At 44.5% G+C, this 18,294-nt stretch carries 21 protein-coding genes and 4 tRNA genes; 7 read left to right on the top strand and 18 right to left on the bottom strand.

Going from position 1 to position 18,294, the window contains the following annotated elements:
• Window positions 1-5: 5 nt before the first annotated feature.
• The 3 genes from lipB to rpoD all read right to left on the bottom strand — a co-directional run bounded on the left by lipB (window position 6) and on the right by rpoD (window position 3,151).
• The gene (gene lipB, locus FTU40_RS08980; RefSeq protein ID WP_074383411.1) at window positions 6-665 is read right to left on the bottom strand and encodes a lipoyl(octanoyl) transferase LipB; all 660 of its coding nucleotides are present in this window, start codon (window positions 663-665) and stop codon (window positions 6-8) included.
• A 150-nt stretch (window positions 666-815) separates the two neighbouring features.
• Window positions 816-1,103 carry a YbeD family protein gene (locus tag FTU40_RS08985; protein ID WP_005169807.1) on the bottom strand — a complete coding sequence of 96 codons (288 nt, stop codon included), beginning with the start codon at window positions 1,101-1,103 and terminating at the stop codon, window positions 816-818.
• 113 nt (window positions 1,104-1,216) lie between these two features.
• On the bottom strand, window positions 1,217-3,151 hold the full coding sequence (rpoD, locus tag FTU40_RS08990; protein ID WP_225554192.1) for an RNA polymerase sigma factor RpoD: 1,935 nt from the start codon (window positions 3,149-3,151) through the stop codon (window positions 1,217-1,219).
• Between the two features lie 346 nt (window positions 3,152-3,497).
• Here rpoD and FTU40_RS08995 point away from each other — a divergent pair, with 346 nt between their 5' ends.
• Window positions 3,498-3,704 carry a PA3496 family putative envelope integrity protein gene (locus FTU40_RS08995; RefSeq protein WP_005169810.1) on the top strand — a complete coding sequence of 69 codons (207 nt, stop codon included), beginning with the start codon at window positions 3,498-3,500 and terminating at the stop codon, window positions 3,702-3,704.
• 71 nt (window positions 3,705-3,775) lie between these two features.
• On the top strand, window positions 3,776-4,300 hold the full coding sequence (locus tag FTU40_RS09000; RefSeq protein WP_005169813.1) for a YecA family protein: 525 nt from the start codon (window positions 3,776-3,778) through the stop codon (window positions 4,298-4,300).
• Between the two features lie 67 nt (window positions 4,301-4,367).
• On the opposite strand, the gene FTU40_RS09005 is transcribed toward FTU40_RS09000, so the two are convergent.
• From FTU40_RS09005 to FTU40_RS09020, 4 genes are all read right to left on the bottom strand, one after another.
• Window positions 4,368-4,793, bottom strand: coding sequence for an ABZJ_00895 family protein (locus tag FTU40_RS09005; RefSeq protein WP_074383409.1), 426 nt, complete (start codon window positions 4,791-4,793; stop codon window positions 4,368-4,370).
• A gap of 30 nt (window positions 4,794-4,823) precedes the next feature.
• On the bottom strand, window positions 4,824-5,441 hold the full coding sequence (locus tag FTU40_RS09010) for a DedA family protein (RefSeq protein WP_074383408.1): 618 nt from the start codon (window positions 5,439-5,441) through the stop codon (window positions 4,824-4,826).
• A gap of 87 nt (window positions 5,442-5,528) precedes the next feature.
• Window positions 5,529-5,807, bottom strand: a complete 279-nt coding sequence (locus FTU40_RS09015; protein WP_005097750.1) for a hypothetical protein — start codon at window positions 5,805-5,807, stop codon at window positions 5,529-5,531.
• Between the two features lie 206 nt (window positions 5,808-6,013).
• Window positions 6,014-6,946 (bottom strand): rhodanese-related sulfurtransferase, encoded by a 933-nt coding sequence (locus tag FTU40_RS09020; RefSeq protein WP_005097749.1) that lies wholly within the window; start codon window positions 6,944-6,946, stop codon window positions 6,014-6,016.
• Window positions 6,947-7,144: 198 nt separating this feature from the next.
• Here FTU40_RS09020 and FTU40_RS09025 point away from each other — a divergent pair, with 198 nt between their 5' ends.
• From FTU40_RS09025 to FTU40_RS09040, 4 genes are all read left to right on the top strand, one after another.
• Window positions 7,145-7,630 carry a DUF1289 domain-containing protein gene (locus FTU40_RS09025; RefSeq protein ID WP_035337988.1) on the top strand — a complete coding sequence of 162 codons (486 nt, stop codon included), beginning with the start codon at window positions 7,145-7,147 and terminating at the stop codon, window positions 7,628-7,630.
• A gap of 46 nt (window positions 7,631-7,676) precedes the next feature.
• Window positions 7,677-8,288: a LysE family translocator gene (locus FTU40_RS09030; protein WP_100329105.1), complete on the top strand. Its 612-nt coding sequence runs from the start codon at window positions 7,677-7,679 to the stop codon at window positions 8,286-8,288.
• A gap of 90 nt (window positions 8,289-8,378) precedes the next feature.
• The gene (locus tag FTU40_RS09035; RefSeq protein ID WP_180040592.1) at window positions 8,379-10,184 is read left to right on the top strand and encodes a DUF2157 domain-containing protein; all 1,806 of its coding nucleotides are present in this window, start codon (window positions 8,379-8,381) and stop codon (window positions 10,182-10,184) included.
• On the top strand, window positions 10,181-10,753 hold the full coding sequence (locus FTU40_RS09040) for a GDYXXLXY domain-containing protein (RefSeq protein ID WP_005097744.1): 573 nt from the start codon (window positions 10,181-10,183) through the stop codon (window positions 10,751-10,753). The genes FTU40_RS09035 and FTU40_RS09040 overlap by 4 nt, the downstream gene beginning before the upstream one ends.
• 69 nt (window positions 10,754-10,822) lie before the next feature.
• Here the strand turns inward: FTU40_RS09040 and panD are convergent, their stop codons facing one another.
• The 11 genes from panD to FTU40_RS09095 all read right to left on the bottom strand — a co-directional run bounded on the left by panD (window position 10,823) and on the right by FTU40_RS09095 (window position 16,921).
• The gene (gene panD / locus FTU40_RS09045; protein ID WP_005097743.1) at window positions 10,823-11,203 is read right to left on the bottom strand and encodes an aspartate 1-decarboxylase; all 381 of its coding nucleotides are present in this window, start codon (window positions 11,201-11,203) and stop codon (window positions 10,823-10,825) included.
• Window positions 11,204-11,349: 146 nt separating this feature from the next.
• Entirely contained in the window at window positions 11,350-11,931 is a 582-nt protein-coding gene (pth, locus tag FTU40_RS09050; RefSeq protein WP_074383404.1) for an aminoacyl-tRNA hydrolase, read from the bottom strand.
• An 18-nt stretch (window positions 11,932-11,949) separates the two neighbouring features.
• Window positions 11,950-12,246, bottom strand: coding sequence for a 50S ribosomal protein L25 (rplY, locus tag FTU40_RS09055; protein ID WP_005097741.1), 297 nt, complete (start codon window positions 12,244-12,246; stop codon window positions 11,950-11,952).
• A 98-nt stretch (window positions 12,247-12,344) separates the two neighbouring features.
• Window positions 12,345-13,298 (bottom strand): ribose-phosphate pyrophosphokinase, encoded by a 954-nt coding sequence (locus FTU40_RS09060; protein WP_005097740.1) that lies wholly within the window; start codon window positions 13,296-13,298, stop codon window positions 12,345-12,347.
• 36 nt (window positions 13,299-13,334) lie between these two features.
• A tRNA-Gln gene (locus tag FTU40_RS09065) sits at window positions 13,335-13,409 on the bottom strand.
• 92 nt (window positions 13,410-13,501) lie between these two features.
• Window positions 13,502-13,576, bottom strand: a tRNA-Gln gene (locus FTU40_RS09070).
• Window positions 13,577-13,596: 20 nt separating this feature from the next.
• Window positions 13,597-13,671, bottom strand: a tRNA-Gln gene (locus FTU40_RS09075).
• A 25-nt stretch (window positions 13,672-13,696) separates the two neighbouring features.
• Window positions 13,697-13,771 (bottom strand) — tRNA-Gln (locus FTU40_RS09080).
• Between the two features lie 2 nt (window positions 13,772-13,773).
• Window positions 13,774-14,601 carry a 4-(cytidine 5'-diphospho)-2-C-methyl-D-erythritol kinase gene (gene ispE, locus FTU40_RS09085; RefSeq protein WP_035337985.1) on the bottom strand — a complete coding sequence of 276 codons (828 nt, stop codon included), beginning with the start codon at window positions 14,599-14,601 and terminating at the stop codon, window positions 13,774-13,776.
• Between the two features lie 21 nt (window positions 14,602-14,622).
• Entirely contained in the window at window positions 14,623-15,201 is a 579-nt protein-coding gene (gene lolB / locus FTU40_RS09090; RefSeq protein WP_005097737.1) for a lipoprotein insertase outer membrane protein LolB, read from the bottom strand.
• 7 nt (window positions 15,202-15,208) lie between these two features.
• Entirely contained in the window at window positions 15,209-16,921 is a 1,713-nt protein-coding gene (locus FTU40_RS09095; protein WP_034608942.1) for a tetratricopeptide repeat protein, read from the bottom strand.
• A 78-nt stretch (window positions 16,922-16,999) separates the two neighbouring features.
• On the opposite strand from FTU40_RS09095, the gene hemA reads away from it, so the two are divergent.
• Window positions 17,000-18,283, top strand: coding sequence for a glutamyl-tRNA reductase (hemA, locus tag FTU40_RS09100; RefSeq protein ID WP_180040594.1), 1,284 nt, complete (start codon window positions 17,000-17,002; stop codon window positions 18,281-18,283).
• The last annotated feature ends 11 nt before the right edge of the window (window positions 18,284-18,294 follow it).

Here is an 18,294-nt window from a genome sequence, read left to right on the forward strand (position 1 = left end):
AGGCTTTATCTTTGCTCGACAGTGACTTGATTAAAGTAACCGCTGTGGCGCAAAGTTTCAATAATTTCACGACATAACTGGTTGAATTGTGGCGGTTGTTCCAGTAGGTCGCTCATGCGAACCATTTCCAGTCCCGCATAACCACAAGGGTTGATGGTATTAAATCCGCTCAGGTCACAATCCAGATTTAAGGAAAGACCATGATAGCTACGGCCTTTACGAATTTTAAAACCCAGTGAACCAATTTTTCGTTCAGCCACATAGACCCCCGGTGCATCGGGTTTGGCATAAGCATCAATGCCGTATTTTTTCAGCAGATCGATCATCAGGTTTTCAGCATAGGACACCAGTGTACGCACATTCCAGCCTAGGCGATTCAGGTCAAACATGAAGTAAGCCACCAGCTGGCCCGGGCCGTGCCAGGTCACTTGACCACCACGATCGGTTTGAATTACCGGGATATTGCTCGATATCAGAATATGTTCTGGCTTACCGGCCTGACCTTGAGTCAATACATCCTGATGTTGCAGAATCCACAGCTGATCCGGACTATATTCATCACGGTTTTCCGTAAATGTTTTCATTTCCAGAAAGCGATCTTCATAAGGAGTAAGGTCGTGATATTGACGAATGATCAGCTCGGGCTTTTGCAGCACATCAGTCACAGGGAGTGTCCTTGGTAATTATAAAAAACTGGTCATAATTATAATGATTTCGGCATGAAATAGGGGCGAGACCTACAATATTTAAGCGCTAGCTCAGTCATTGTACAGGCATAAAAAACACGCCCGAAAGCGTGTCTTTTGTATTTTTGATTACAGTGCGGTTTTAATCAGCGGACAGGCGGCCAAATCTGCATATACTGCATGTACCTGCTCCAGTTCCAAAAAGCGCAGTTGTGCGGTAATGGAATGATATTTGCCAGTACGCGACGGTGTGATGGTCATCTCACTGCCATCAAATTCAGGAAAATGTTTTACAAAGATATCATTCACGGCCTGACGCAGTTCAATGCCAGCAAGGCCAATCAGTTTAATCGGATAATCCATAGGGAAAACCCAAAGATGTTCTTGAAGTTCACGAGATGGTGTACGGTCTAACATGGTAGTCCCCCTGATTTGAAACGCCTGCAATCATGCAGGCGTTTGGGTCTGTCTTGGCTACTTAAGTGGAGACTGATGATTAAATTTCAAGTCTCCAGAATAAGCATCAAATCTTAATCATTCTCGAGGAATGAACGTAAGTGTTCTGAACGTGATGGATGGCGAAGCTTGCGTAACGCTTTAGCTTCAATCTGACGAATACGTTCACGTGTCACATCAAACTGTTTGCCCACTTCTTCCAAGGTGTGGTCGGTCGGCATGTCGATACCAAAACGCATTTTCAGAACTTTGGCTTCACGTTCAGTCAGGTTTTCCAGAACTTCGCGTGTCGCTTCTTTCAGGCCTTCTGAAGTCGCAGCATCAATTGGTGACGTGATGTTGCTGTCTTCAATGAAGTCACCCAGATGCGAATCTTCATCATCACCGATCGGTGTTTCCATCGAAATCGGTTCTTTGGCGATTTTTAGCACTTTACGTACTTTGACTTCGTCCATTTCCAGACGTTCACCCAACTCTTCAGGTGTCGGTTCACGCCCCATTTCTTGAAGAAGCTGACGCGATACACGATTGATCTTGTTGATGGTCTCGATCATGTGCACCGGAATACGAATGGTACGTGCCTGATCGGCGATTGAACGGGTGATCGCCTGACGAATCCACCAGGTTGCATAAGTCGAGAATTTATAACCACGACGATATTCAAACTTGTCCACCGCTTTCATCAAGCCAATGTTACCTTCTTGAATCAGATCCAGGAACTGCAAGCCACGGTTGGTGTATTTTTTCGCAATTGAAATCACCAGACGCAAGTTGGCTTCGACCATTTCTTTCTTGGCGCGACGTGCCTTAGCTTCACCAACGGCCATGCGTTTGGCAATGTCTTTAATGCCTTTAACATCAAGACCCAACTCTTTTTCAATATCGGCAATCTTTTGCTGGAAGGCCAATACATCGGGACGTACTTTTTCCAGATAGGCTTTCTGGTCTGCAGGTGTTTTCGCGATCTGTTCATCTAACCAGGCTGGATTCGATTCCTGTCCCGGGAAAGAAGTACGGAACTGGGTACGATCCATACGACCACGGCGCACGGCATAACGCATCACTTCACGTTCTGCACCACGGATCTGGTCATGCGTACCACGAATCATTTCTGAAATGATATCGAATAGACGCGGCGTGAATTTGAACATCATGAATACGGTCGCCAGTGCTTCCAGCGCAGCTTCAGATTCTTCACTGTCACGACCATGTTTTTCGATGGCTGTTTTGGTATTCAACCATGCATTTTCAAGTTCAGTGAAGCGCGCTTTGGCAATTTCAGGATCTGGACCAGAATCAGCTTCTGAATCATCTTCAGTTTCAGCTTCTTCCTCTTCATCATCGTCCAGTTTTACATCCTTGGTCGATTTTTTCGAGTCAGTCTTGTCTTCAGCGATCTCGACTTCTTCTTCGAGTACTTCAGGAATTTCTTCGTCTGATTCAGGATCTAAATAACCCGATAACAGGTCAGCAAGACGGCGTTCGCCCGCTTCATAATCTTTATATTCTTGGAGTACAACTTCTACCGCATTGGGCCAGTAAGCAATCGAGTGCAAAACATCACGAATACCTTCTTCGATGCGCTTTGCAATGCTAATTTCGCCTTCACGGGTTAAAAGCTCAACGGTACCCATTTCACGCATATACATACGCACAGGGTCAGTTGTACGACCTGGCTCATTTTCTACAGAGGCCAGTACGGCTGCAGCTTCTTCTTCTGCAACTTCATCGGCAGCTTCTGTAGTATCTTCGAACATCGTATCATCAGATTCAGGCGCGCGATCATGTACAGGAATACCCACGTCATTCAGCATCTGAATGATATCTTCAATCTGCTCGCTTTCTGTGATGGAGTCCGGCAGATGATCGTTAACCTCAGCGAAGGTTAAGTAACCTTGTTCTTTGCCTCGGCTAATCAGAGCCGCTACTTGTGAAGTAGGGGAAGTCATATCGCTCATCTTTTGCTTACTCTTCGTTGAATCTGTGACAGGAAAAACCGTACAACTTATGCACGATTTAAGCTCATTAAATTTAGTGAATAGCCTACGTATTTCATCAGAGTATTCAGCATTCAAGCTGTCTGATAAAATATTTAAAATGAAATTCAGTAATTTAAGATGGGGATGAATTTGTTATTTTCAAGTCCAACCCCGGCATCTGTGTATTTGACCAAAAAATGTGTAGTCAAAAAACATAAGGACGCAGGGTGGATTATATCATGTCACACAATGTCCTTAAAAAAAAGCCCTATTTACAACTTTAAAATACGAAAATTTAAATAAAACTTGACTTGTGGTTTTAGGCAAGATAAATAGCGCTAAAACCATTTACATTTTTCACTATGAGGAAGTTTTAGTGTCTTCTACAGATTTTGAACTAGATGATAGCTTCGGTGAGGATGATGTTAATTTCGATGAAGCTTCCAGCAAGCTGAGCGCTAAAGAGTCGTTGGAAAAACGTCGTCTGATTGATGACTTACTTTCACAACGTCGCTTGGAACGCGAACTCAAAGATTTTGACTATGACTTCGACGATGATGACGATTTTGATGACGAAGATTAACGAATTCGGATTTAGCATGGCCTGAATAAATGCTATGCTAAACCTTTCGGTTTTCTAAGTTTGGATGTTAGATGAGTGCTTTAGATTTAGACCTGTTGAGTGAATATCTAGATGGTGACCAAAATGAACATGGTCTAGATTTCGCAGCAACCCATGGTTTCTTATGTGCTATTGCAGTAGGCCCAAAATTCGACAAATGGTTAGACGAGCTTTTTGATAGCAATCAAAAGAAAGTGCCTGCAGAAATCATCACTCAGGTACAAGCATGGTTAGAGTCTATCCGTCAAAGCTTAGCCAATGAAGAAGGGATTACATTCCCATTTGAAATTGAAGAAGCAGACACCGAATCAAGCTTGGGTGACTGGAGTGTGGGCTTTGTCGATGCCATGTTCCTGAACGAAGAAGCTTGGTTTACTGAAGAATTTGAAGAGCAACTGGTAGATTTAACTCTGCCAATCATGGTCTTCAGCGGCATTGATGATGAAGATCCGCAAATGGAAACTTTCCGTCGCAATGGCCAGTTAATGGACGAACTTGCAGAAGAAATTCCAGACAACTTAAATGAATTGTATCTGATGTATCACACTCCAGAATAATTCATAAAAAAAGCACCGCACGGTGCTTTTTTTAGCTTTGGACTTTTATTAAAGCATCGAAGGGATTTTATTTTCTTTCAATACCGACCCGTTTGCTCAGACTGTAGCGGGCATAGCCATTATAGGCAATATGAAAGATCAAACCATGTACCGCAATCACAGCGGCCATCAGAAATGAATTCGGGCCCCTTCCGGTATAAGCCATGTTGTTGAAGATGGCTTCAGTCTGTGGATGCATCCAGATCACAACAAATATAAAAATAAACCCAAATGTAATCGCAATGATGGTAGAACCCCATACCAGTTTGCTTTTCTCTTCCTTGCTGGGTAAACGTTGTTCTCTCTTCACAAAGTATCGGGCACTGAGAAAGGCCGACGCGATCAGGGCCGGGATCAGGAGAATCGCGCCCAGATTGAATACATAAATGAGTACGCCCACGAATAGAACCAAGCTAAGATAAACGGTGGCAAAATATTTAAGATAGTGCGACATCGTTTTAGCCTCCTTCATGCTGAGGTCTATTCAGGATGGACGATTTTTACGCTGCTGTCTACGGTAGATAACCCAGGCAATAATGACTATAACAATCGCAATAATCACATAACTGACTTTACTGAAAATTTGCTGCATCAACTCTTGGTTTTCACCAAAGTAAAATCCGACACAGGCCAAAAACGTGGTCCAGATGATGGTTCCGAGTGTGCTATAGAACATGAATTTCCAGAAGGGCATACGGCTCATACCGGCAGGAATGCTGATCAGTGAGCGGACGGCAGGAACCATGCGGCCAAAAAACACAATCCGATGTCCATAATGTTCAAACCAGCTCAGTGATTTTTTCACATCATTGGATTTGATAAACAGATATTTGCCATAACGGTCGACAAACTTGAAAATGGAATCGTGATTGAATTTATAACCCACCCAGTACAGCAAGGCTGCTGCTAGTAATGAGCCAATGCAACCGGCCATGATCACCCCGACCAGTATTAACTCGCCCTGAGAGGCCGAATAGCCCGCAGAAGGCATAATGATTTCGGAAGGGATGGGTGGGAAGACATTATCCAGAAACATGAGCAGGGCAATACCCCAGTAGCCCAGTTGTTCCATGACGGAAATAATCCATTCAGTTAAATTCATAAGATGGTCAAAATAAAAAATACTGCCTGTATCCTAAGCAGTATTTTTTATGCGGTAAAGTCTTGGAATATAAATGAGCAGGCAGAATCAGCTATGTGTCAGCGTATAAATATAGACTTTGCGTAAGCCATAGGCCAAACAGACAGGTAAAACACTCAGCAGCATAAAATGAATGACACTGGTATTAAGATGATAACCAATAAACAGCGCTAAAATCGCGCCAATCACAGTTCCCAAGATGACCACAAACACATGTGACTGGCTCTCAAGCTCGTCATTAACCTGATGAAGTCGTTGTTGTTTTATATTCTCTTTGGGTTGAAACTGAACCAGATTATCTGGATCTCGAGCAAGTGAACTGGTCATGTTATATTCCTTTTCATTTTAAAATTTAAGTTAATAATGAAAGACTTGGCTTAAGATAGACTTTTCAATAGACTAGCAATCTTGCTTGGAAAAAAATAAGGTTCTTGGTAATGAATTGGTGAGAGTTTTATTACTGTTGTAATTTTTATGTAAATAAAAAACCCTCCGAAGAGGGTTTTTATATATTTTCTTACAAAGCGGCTGGCTTAGAGACGTTTACGTTTTGCTGCCAGAATTTGGGACTGACGCATACGGAAACCGTCTTTTTGTTTCTCTGTGGTCTTGTCAATGCAGTACACGCAAGAGACACCATGTTCATAACTTGGCAGCGCCACTTCTTCAGGAAGCAAAGGCCAGCCACAGGCATGGCATTTGGTGTTTTGACCTTCTTCGACACCGTGTGTTACTGCTGTACGGCCATCAAATACGAAGCATTCGCCTTCCCACATACTTTCTTCAGCCGGAGTTTCTTCCAGGTATTTTAAAATACCGCCTTTCAGGTGATACACCTCTGTAAAACCTTCTTGCAGAAGCAGAGAGGTTGATTTTTCACAGCGAATACCACCGGTACAGAACATGGCAATTTTCTTGTCTTTGTGCTGTTCCAGATTATTTTTCACATATTCAGGGAATTCACGGAAGCTTTCAGTTTTCGGGTCAATCGCGCCTTTGAACGTTCCTGCTTTGTATTCGTAATCGTTACGGGTATCAACCAGAATCACGTCATCACGCGCAATCAGTTCATTCCATTCCTGAGGATCAAGATAGTGACCGACCAGATCACGTGGTTTCACTTCTACCCCTAAAGTCACGATTTCTTTTTTTAATTTAATTTTCATTTTACGAAATGGCTTGTCAGAGCTGTCTGACTCTTTATATTCCATTTCAACAAAGCCTTCATTGAGAAGGAACTGGTGAATTTGATCAATCGATGCACGGTCACCTGCAACCGTACCGTTAATCCCTTCACCCGCTACAATGAGTGTTCCACAAAGGTTGATTGTTTTTACCAAGTCTAAAAGACGTTGTTGAAGATCGGCAGGATCTTGAACTTCTTTGAATTGATAAAGTGCGGCAACAACCCAACCTGAGGTCGCTTGCTGTTCTACAGGTGCAAGCTGTTCTACAGTAGCGTTCATGGAATACTCCAACGTAGCATGATAATTTAAAGGCGCATATTTTAGCGTGATTCGAGTGAATAAGCGAGTAAAACACTTGCCTTTTAACAGGCTTCAATTCATGGGGGAGAGCGTGTATAGTCATGCCCGACCCGGAATTTTGTAAAGTTTTATGCAGTGATGCAGGTACTGGAAGTTGTAGTATCTTTGGAGTGTGTTTTGAGTTCAGATCGTCGTATTGCGTCTTTAACCCCGTGTGCTGGGCGTTGCTCGACCGTATTTGGTGATGCGGTATGTCGTGGTTGCCGCCGTTTCAATCATGAGGTGATTCACTGGAACACTTATGGCGCTGATCAGCATCATGCCGTATGGCGGCGTCTGGATGCACAGCTGGATCAGATTTTAGTGCCGTTGTTGCCACATGCAGATATCGTCAAGGTTCAAGCCTTTGTGCTGTCAAAACGGGTACGTTTACGTGACGATGCCTCCAAAGGGCGTAAGCTGTATCATGCTTTAAAGCTCTGTGAAAAAAATCGGCATTTTACCGATGATAGTGGTTTGGGGATTCATTATAAGCAGGTACGTCCACTCTGGGATGAATTTGAGCGCCGGATCCTGGCTTTGGCCACTGCCAGTTATGATCTGGCTTTTCTGCGGGCGGATGGTATCAGTCAACATCTGATTCATCTGCAGGAAGAGGAATAAGTCCTCTTTTTTTATGCAGAAAAATAACAACAGCTGAGGGAAGAGCATGAATATCAGTGAGTATCTCTTGTATTGTCTGGCTGTTGTGGTAATGATCGCCACGCCTGGTCCGGTGATGTTGCTGGTGGCGAGTTCCGGTCTAAAAGGCGGTTATGCTGCGGCTTTAAGAACTATTTTTGGCACCAATTTTGCTTCATTGATATTGATTGCTTTATCGATATTAAGCCTGAAAGGCTTGCTGGTCATTAATGAACAGTGGCTGGATGCCATCAAGTTGCTGGGTTGTCTGTATATTGGTTATCTGGGGCTGCAAATATTTCGGGAGGTGATTTTTCAGCAAGCAGAGTCAGCTCAAAAGAAGTTATCTCCGGTACGTGGCGGCTTTCAGCAGGGTTTTCTGGTCGGTATTTCCAATCCCAAAGATATTATTTTCTTTGCGGCTTTTTTCCCGCAGTTTATTGGTATTACATCTGATCTCGATTTAAGTCTCATAATCTTAACCCTGAGCTGGATCGTGCTGGATTTCCTGACCCTGTCAGTGGTGTATTTGGGTTTTAATCGTTTATCCCGTTCTCGGTTGTATCCGCATTTGCTGGCCTTGTGTGGTCTCATTCTGCTGATCATTGCTCTTTACGGCATTTATCAGATCCTGATTTAAAAAAGTACTGCACAGTTGTAAGATTCCTGCCTGGCATATGCGCTAAAAATCATGCTAAGGTAAAATCAAATAAAAATTGAACAGATCAGCATGTCTAAAACAGTACCCAAGCCCGATCATCCATTCTCACCGCTGTTATTTATTCAACCTGCTGTTATTCAGATTCTTCAAATCATTGGACTCGCGCTGATCGCTGTCAGTATCGTATATCTGCTGGCAGCAAACTGGTGGATGCTGCCGAAATTTGTCCAGTTGTTTATGCCGCAAGTTTTATTGCTGGGTTCGGCATTGCTGAGTGTGCATTTCGCTGCGCGAGAAAAGTTAAGACAAAGTCTGGATACTGTATCGGGTTTAATGCTGGGCTTAAGTCTGGCGGTGATTGGGCAGATTTATCAGACCGGTGCTGACAGTTATCAATTGTTTTTGCTTTGGGCCTTGTTACTTTTGCCTTGGCTGTATCGACCGAATATTGGTGTGTTTGCATTATTTTGCGTGGTCAGCCAGCTGGCGCTTTATTTTTATTTTAAACAAAGCTTTTGGTTGGTACGTGCTGAAACTGCCTATCTGCTCAGTCTTAATCTGTTGACCGGACTGAGTCTGATCTATGCATTACGCTATTATCCGGTTTTACGCTATCTGTTGATTGCCGTGGTGGTACTCATTTCGGTATTTAGCATGTTTCGATTTATCGACTCGAATTCGATCTGGTATTTGGCTTCGGTACTGGTCTTAGCACTGTTATTTAGTGCTTATTTCTATACTCGGCAGCAACAGCTGGAAACCAGTTTGCTGGTTGCAGGGCTGGCACTGAGTTTTAGCATTCTGATTTTTGATCTCACAGACCAATATTTGCAAAATTCAGCTGCAGGCTTATTGGTGCTGGCTTTGCTCATCTTTGGCTGGTTTGCGGCGATTAGTGCGCTGCTGATAAAGCTGTTACCCCAGAGCCGGTTTTCGGTCATTCCACTGGCGCTGGGCGCATGGATTGCTGGTGTGATACTGGCCATACTGTTGCTGACCTATTGGGAAAGTTTATCCATCCTGATGGGGCTAATCTTTATCGGGATTGCCTGGTGGTTGATTCATAGCAAGCCTTCAGTTTTTCTGCGGCAATTGGCTTATTGTTTGTGGGTCTGCGGTCAGGCTGCTGTCCTGATTCATACCGAATTGTTGACAGATAGTTTATTGCTGATCTGGCTGATACAAATCGGTATTACGTTGCTAAGTATCATGAATCGCATGCATTGGCTGGTGCTGCTATTACAGTTATTACTGGCTCATGCGTTGGGAATTGCAGTTTTAATCGAGCAGCACCCATTTTCTCATGACCATCGCCTGATCACATGGATCATGCTGTTGAATTACAGTGTGCTGACCGTGGCTTTACTCACTGCAAGACACTGGCTTGCTTCAGCTTATGCCAAAAGTGTGAATCTGTGGATGATCAGTATTTTGGCAGCAACGGCTATTTTTCAATGTCTGTTGCAATTTGGCGTAGCGCAGCAACTGCATCCGCGCGGTATAGATGAAGCAATTGTTTTCTATATTTTACCCGCAGTATGGCTGCTGAGTTTTATCGGAATACATCTGAAGCAATTTTCGCTGACACCACTCTGGCTGATTCCTGCCGTAGGCATTTTACTGATTGCACTGGGCTATTTTGAAATTTTCATCATTCTGGTACTTATGGCCTGGGCGATGGTCAATCAACAGCGATTGATGCAGGCCTTATTGGTTCTGTTACTGATCTTCTGGTTATGGTTGCTGTATTACAATCTGGGACTCAGCTTTTTATTTAAGAGTGTCAGTATCTTTGCTTCAGGTCTGCTGGTTTTGCTTCTGGCTTATGTGTTGAGCTCACCGAAATTTCAGTCGAAAACAGGAGTAGCCTCATGAAAAAGTTCTGGGTGCTACACCTGAGTATTTTTAGTATTGCCTTATTTGTGGGCTTAATTATCCAGCATGAATGGCATTTAAGAAATAGTCAGAGTATTTTTGTTAAGTTGGCGCCCGTCGATCCGCGTTCGATTTTGCAGGGCGATTATATGGCGCTGAACTATCAGTTGCATTTTGCTGGTCTGGATGCTGATGAAACTGCCCTGAATCAAACAGGTTCAGATATCACTATTCAGGATTTTAAAGATCGGTCTCAGATCGTGAGCTATGTACGCTTGGATGCACAACGACGAGTGATACGAAGCAGTTTTGATCCGCGTCTGTTACAAGTTCATCCGGCATCTTCCGCAAAACTGCTGTTAAAGAATCCACGCAATAGTTTTGAAGCTTTATATCCGGCGGCCAATAGTTTTTTATTCGCCGAAGGCCTAGAGCCGTGTTATCGCAATGCCAAATTTGCCGAACTTAAGCTTAAGGAAAATGGAAAGGCTTTACTGGTTAATCTTGTTGACTCCCATTTAAAGCCCCTAAATTGTGAAAGTTCTAAAAGCTGGCGGCAGGGCAGTTAATTATATTTAGTCATTCTGGCCATAAAAAAGCCCGCGAGGTGCGAGCTTTGGGAATCTGGTCGCATCGACTTAAGCGACTTGTACCGGAATACAGTTGGCAGTATGGCTGACGGTATTGTTTGGATTTGCATAGACCAAGCGTGGCTGATGTGCATTTGCTTCAGCTTCAGTGAAATCACCAAAAGTTGCAATAATGATGATATCGCCTACATCGGCTTGATGTGCAGCGCCACCATTGACTGAAATGATGCCTGAATTATCTTCGCCACGAATGGCATAAGTTGCAAAACGTTTACCATTGGTCACGTTCCACACATGAATTTCTTCGTATTCGCGAATGCCAGCTAAATCCATCAAAACGCCATCAATTGCACATGAACCTTCATAGTGTAATTCTGCATGTGTAACGTGAGCGCGGTGAATTTTGCATTTTAATAAACGAGATAGCATGGCTAGCGTCCCCTGAGTTGAACTAAGACTTTGATCATCATATGGTTGAATCAATTTCTACGACACTGGATAAGTGGGTAGGCTTGCGCATTTTGCGCTTAAATGATCTTTCTGACAAGCGGAATTGTCCAGCGATTTTTGAATGATCAGTTCGGCTTATAGGCATTAATTTGATTCATGGCTTGCTGTACTTCTGCATTCACCAGCATTTTGGTACGTGCGAGCGCATGTGAAATTGCATCATCCATTAACTTTTGTTCGCTGCTCGGCGCTTTGCTGAGCACATGACCAGAAACACGGTCTTTGGCACCAGGATGGCCGATTCCAATACGCAGGCGATGGAAGTTTGAACCAATATGCGGCACGATATCGCGTAGACCATTATGACCACCGTGACCACCACCCGTTTTCAGGCGAATGACACCAGGATTCATATCCAGTTCATCATGGGCAATCAGGATCGATTCAGGTGCGATATTGTAGAATTTGGCGAAAGGAACAACACTTTTACCGGAAAGGTTCATAAAGGTTGTAGGTAGAAGAAGACGAACGTCTTGACCTTCGATATTGCCACGACCACTAAATCCATTGAATTTCGGGTCTTTCTTGAGGGTAATGCCATATTGCTCTGCAAGGCGTTCTACGAACCAGGCCCCTGCATTATGGCGGGTTTGGGCATACTCAGAACCTGGGTTGCCCAAACCAACAATCAGTGAAATATTTGACACTAATTACACCATTAACACTTATGCGCGTTTAAAGTCAGCGTGCATAGGCGTGTTTTTAGCTGGGTGACGTTGTAAGGCTTGGATTTTCACGCTTTCAACTTTACCGTCTACATCAATTTCGATAACTTCTTCAAAGAAAGAGTTATTTTCTAAGAATTTAACAAGCTGACGAAGCTCAAGAGTAACAGCTACAGGAGCAGCTTCGCCACCGTAGATGATTGCAGGAACTTTAGCTTGAAGACGAAGGCGGCGGCTCGAACCTTTCCCTTGAACTGCTTCTTCACGTGCTGCTGCGTTTAATACGAAGTTTGCCATGATAGACATCCTATTTAAGTTAAATGAACCAGACTTGCGACCAGTCTAGTGAGTAAAAGCCCTACCAAATGGCAGGGCTTTGAAAATTCAGCGCTCTATTATAGATAAGAATCGAACATTGCGCTAATAGATTCTTCGTTGTTAATGCGACGAATCGTTTCGGCAACCATGCTGGCTACGGAAACCTGGCGAATCTTGCCCAGTGCTAAAGCTTCATCTGAAAGTGGGATGGTGTCACAAACCACCAACTCATCAATCACAGAATGTCTTAAGTTTTCTAATGCTTTACCAGAAAGTACTGGATGCGTTGCATAAGCAACAACCTTGCGAGCACCGAAAGTTTTCAATGCATCAGCTGCTTTGCATAAAGTGCCTGCAGTATCTACCATGTCATCGACGATGACACAATCACGATCTTTCACATCGCCAATCAAATGCATCACTTGTGATTCATTCGCTTTTTGACGACGCTTATCGATGATTGCAAGATCGATATCACCCATTTGTTTCGCAACAGCACGTGCACGAACCACACCACCGACGTCAGGTGAAACCACCATCAGGTTGTGATGTGACTGCTGACGTAAGTCAGCAAGTAGCGCTGGTGTACCGTAGATGTTGTCTACAGGGATATCGAAGAAACCTTGGATCTGGTCAGCATGAAGATCAATCATCACAACGCGGTCAATACCTACAGTCGTCAGCATGTCTGCAACGACTTTAGCAGTAATTGGCACACGGCTTGAACGTGGACGACGGTCTTGACGAGCATAACCAAAGTAAGGAATCACGGCAGTAATACGACCTGCACTTGCACGACGCAAAGCGTCAGCCATGACTAAGATTTCCATCAGGTTATCGTTAGTAGGAGCACAAGTAGGTTGCACGACGAATACGTCTTTACCACGAACGTTTTCAGTAATCTCGACAGCGATTTCACCATCAGAGAACTGACCTACAGAGGCAGCGCCTAGAGGAATATGTAAGTGACTTACGACTTTTTGAGCGAATTGTGGATGCGCAGATCCACTAAAAACGACAAGATTGGGCATGAAGCACCCTTGGCGGTTGGGATATATGGGAATAGATGGCAGGGGTAGCTGGATTCGAACCAACGGATGCCGAGATCAAAACCCGGTGCCTTACCACTTGGCGATACCCCTAATGCGGCAGAACTTTAATATTTTTACGGTAAAGTGTCAAGGTAAATTAACAGTCTTACAGCAAATGAGTGTTCTGTCTTTTTTCGAGAAAATGGCAGGGGTAGCTGGATTCGAACCAACGGATGCCGAGATCAAAACCCGGTGCCTTACCACTTGGCGATACCCCTAAATTTGATGAACTGTAAGATGGCAGGGGTAGCTGGATTCGAACCAACGGATGCCGAGATCAAAACCCGGTGCCTTACCACTTGGCGATACCCCTAATACAGTACATCTACAGGTGAAAATGGCAGGGGTAGCTGGATTCGAACCAACGGATGCCGAGATCAAAACCCGGTGCCTTACCACTTGGCGATACCCCTATCTACACTTTAAACTGAACTAAAGGTGATTCTTGTAAACTGTTGACCAGGTAAGCTTTACATGGTGCATTTGCAAGAATATCTTCGATATTCAGATTTTCAGTGACTTCAATAAACACACAAGCACCTGTACCTGTAAGTTTTGCAATACCGAACTGGTCGAGATATTGCATCGCTTCATCGACTTCAGGATATAAGGATCGAGCCAGTGGCTCAAAGTTATTTCCAAAATCAGATGGCGTTTGCTGATAGGCGCAAAATTTAGTGCTCTTCGTGTCTCTTGTCAATGCTTTTTGCGAAAAAAGCAGTTGAGTGCTGATAAAACAGTCAGGTTTTAACACAATGAATTGTTTTTGATCTAAGTCTATGAATGTTAAGTGTTCGCCAATGCCTTCAGCCCAGGCATTTCGACCATGTACAAATATCGGTACATCTGCACCCAGCTTGACTCCGAGATCTGCCAGTTGCTCGATATTTAAACCGCACTGCCAGAGCTGGTTCAGCACAATCAGGGTGGTGGCTGCATTCGACGAACCGCCACCGAGTCCAGCACCCATCGGGATATTTTTTTCCAGACGAATCTTTAGCCCGGTCAGTGTTTGAGCATAGGGCTTCAACAGTTGTACCGCACGATAGATTAAATTTTGTTCCAGATCGACTGAGGCCAGCCCTTCAATCTGGATGTGTTGATTATCTGTTTGTTCAAACTCCAGCCAGTCATACAGATCAATCAGCTGAAAAATGCTTTGCAGCTCGTGATAGCCATTTTCACGGCGACCGGTAATATGTAAAAACAAATTCAGTTTAGCAGGCGAGGGAACACGAATCATCATGGGCTAACATCAGGTCAATTAACGGTTTTCAATGATCATTGTAATACGGTTTTCCGCACCATTTTCAAGTGACTGCTTTAAAATCAAGCGGTTTGGCATTTTGGCCTGCGCATTGTAATTGAGATCGACCGTCCAGCCCTGTTCAATAATCTGGCTAATCCGCTGTGTATCATCTTTTTGCAATTTGGCAGTCGTTGTCGCAGGGCGGGCCTGTACCCAGTCCACTAAATAGCTGATCGGTGCTTGCCAGCCTGTGGCGCGTTGCAGTAATTCTTCGGCACTGGCCGCCTGAATCACACCCGTTTTAGCACTGTTTAATGTGACTTGGCCGGGCGTGCCGGAAATCTGGGTTTTGCCCACACCTAAAATGCCACTCAGCTCAATATCAAATTCTTCTTGCTGTTGTACCCAGGTAAAGAATGCACTGCCGGTCTGTTGCGGTGTGCGCACACCAATTTTACCTTGCAGCTGGAATTGATTATCTGCCTGTACAGAAGGCGTCACTGGCGTTTGCGGATTGATCATCTGCTGACAACCAGTTAAGAATAAAGCAGTTGCTGCAAAGGCACAGCAGCCCAATTGGCTTAAATTGCGCATAAAAGAATTAACTCGTTTGGTTTTGTGGTGCTAACAATAGCGAATTAAGTTGTTTTAATTCGGGGTCATTTGGATGGTTTTGTTGTAATTGTTGTAACACTTGATGGAAGTGTTGTATATCACCATTCATGTACAACGAACGCGCATAACGTACCCCAATCTTCACGCTTGGATTGAGTTGATACGCTTTGTATAACACATCTGCAGCCGTGGCAAAGTCATTCTGTAAATAACAGATATAACCATAGGTGTCCAGAATGGAAGCCTGTTCCGGTGCATATTCCAGTGCCTGTTCGACATAGCGGCGCGCTTCTTCCAGACGCCGGTTCTGCATTGCCAGGGTATAGGCATAGGCATTCAGATAGGTCGGACTATTCGGTTCAATCTTGAGTAAATTTGCCAGCAATTCATCCAGCTTGTTGCGATCCTGATGTGGATCTAGCAATAGCACTTGTGCATAAACCAGTTCCGGATCATCCGGCAGGTTTTTGCTGGCTTCTTCTAGCAGGCGGATCGCGGCTTTTTTATTCTGCATACGCGTTAAAATATCTGCCTGGGCCAGATATAAAAAGCTGGCATGTTGCGGATAATTCACCCGTTCCTGAGTCAAGAAACGCAGCGCATCATGCAGCTTATCCTGCTGGGCAAAAATCGAGATCATGTTACGACGCGAGACGGTGTACAGACTGCCATCGACCAGACGATAATAGGCTTTGGCGGTTTCATAATGCTGTTTGCGTTCAGCATTCACTGCCAGATAATAATAGGCTTCATTTTGATACTGTGCAGAATAACGCAGTTCGACCAGATGTTTTTCGGCCTTCTCGTATTCTTCCAGATCAATACTGGTCAGTCCGGCAATAAACAAGGCTTCTTCAGCCGTTGGCCATTTTTTTAGAATATCCTGCAGTTTTTTTAGCGCTAAAGTCGATTCATTGAGCTTGACCAGATATTTGACTTCGGCCAGACGCACATCCAGATTATTGCGGTGTTTACGGCTGGATTTTTCATACCATTGCAGGGTTTCTTCTGGATCGCCAAGAGCATTCAGCAGATTGGCTTTCATCAGGATATAACCAGTCGCATTCGGACGTTTTTTTAGAGCACGGTTAATGGTATTTAAAGCCTGTTCCAGCTGACCATTTTGTGCTTCCAGACCGGCCACCAGCACCAGAATAGACGGATTGTCTCTGGCTTTGGTGGTGCTTAAAGCCTGAATCAGATAGCTGCGGTCTTCTGTGCCTTCAGGTGAAATCCCAGCGAGAATTTCTTCCAGATCGGCACTGTCATCAATTTGCAGGATTTTCTCTAAGGTCTCTGCCGCCAGCTCATACTCATGCGCTTTCAGGGCAATATGGGATAAATAAAATAAAGCGGGGACATCCTGCGGCTCCTGTACCACCCAGTGGGTCGAGATATCGAGGGCTGCCTGTAAATCATCATGTTCCAATGCAACATTCAGTGCACGCTGCTTGACCGTGGTGGAGTTGCTCTTGATTGCCAGAACTGTATAGTTGTGCAAAGCAGTCGGAATGTCATGTGCGGCAATGGCAAACTCGGCCATCATACTTTGTTTTATGGCATCATAATTTTGATTTGCATGGTAAACTGCTTCCGCTGCATAAAGATGAGCAGTTGAAGCCATGCTACCCACCAGTAGGAATGTGGTAGAATATTGCTTAATTGTAGGGCCGTTGATACGGCTGATTGTTTGACGCAATTTTTCTTGATCCAAGTAATGCTTTTTATGACACCGATATTGCACAATAGCATAAATTTATTGAAATGATGACCTGATATGTCTTTCTTTGCATTGGGTGTCAACCATCAAACTGCCTCTGTAGAACTGCGGGAACAAGTTGCGTTTAACCCTGAAAAGTTAAGTGCCATTCTTGCCGAGCAAAGCCAACACCCTGAATTAAACGACATGGTGGTGGTGTCTACATGTAACCGAACCGAAGTTTACGCGATGTCTGACAATGTCGACATGGTGCTGAACTGGCTCGCCCAAAAAAATGGGGTGGATGTCAAACAGCTGCAAAATCATGTCTATCGTTATGAAAATGCCCAAGCCGTGACGCACTTGATGCGTGTCGCCAGTGGTCTGGATTCACTGATGCTGGGTGAACCGCAGATTCTGGGACAAGTCAAAAATGCTCTTTCTCTTGCCAAAGATTCCCAGACGGTGTCACGCAGTTTAAACCGAATTTTTGAATATGCCTTTTATGCGGCCAAACGGGTTCGTTCCGAGACCGCTGTCGGCAGTCATGCGGTATCAATGGGCTATGCGGTCGCACAGTTGACCCTACAGGTATTTAGTCATCCAGACAAGCTCACCATTATGGTGGTAGCAGCCGGGGAGATGAACAGTCTGGTCGCCAAGCATCTCGCAGAAATGGGTGTGGGCAAGATTATTATCTGTAACCGTACCCGCGAACGTGCCGACATTCTGGCGCAGGAAATTGCGCATCGGGTGGAAGTAGAAATTATTGACTTTGACCAGCTGGCAGACAATCTGCATCGCGCCGATGTGATTTCCAGTTGTACCGGCAGTCTGCATCAGGTGATTCATTTTGCAGATATCAAAGCGGCACTGAAAAAACGCCGTTACCAGCAAATGTTGTTAGTCGATCTGGCCGTGCCACGTGATATCGATCCTAAAGTTGAAAAACTTGATGGGGTATATCTGTATGGCGTCGATGATCTGCAAAGCGTGATTGAGGAAAATCTGGCGCATCGTCGTCAGGCTGCGGTTGAAGCCGAAGTTATGGTGAATCAGCTCGCAACAGAACTGATGACCCAGCAAAAGGTCAAGCAGGCCGGGGCCACCATTCATGCTTATCGTGACCATGGTGAAGAGTTGCGGCAGGAAGAACTGGCATTGGCGCTGCAACGTATTGCCAAGGGTGAAAAAGCAGAAATGGTTATGGCTGAGTTTTCGCACCGCCTGACTCAGAAACTCTTACATCCGACTTCTATTGTGCTGCGTGAGGCGGCCAAAGCGGAAGATCCAAGCTGTTTTGAAATGATGCGCGATACCTTGCAAGAGGTAGTTGATACACGCCGCAAGACCAAACATTAGCGAGCTCTTTA

Origin of the sequence: Acinetobacter sp. YH12100, assembly GCF_013419135.1 — a bacterium.
In the GTDB taxonomy this organism is placed as follows: domain Bacteria; phylum Pseudomonadota; class Gammaproteobacteria; order Pseudomonadales; family Moraxellaceae; genus Acinetobacter; species Acinetobacter pseudolwoffii.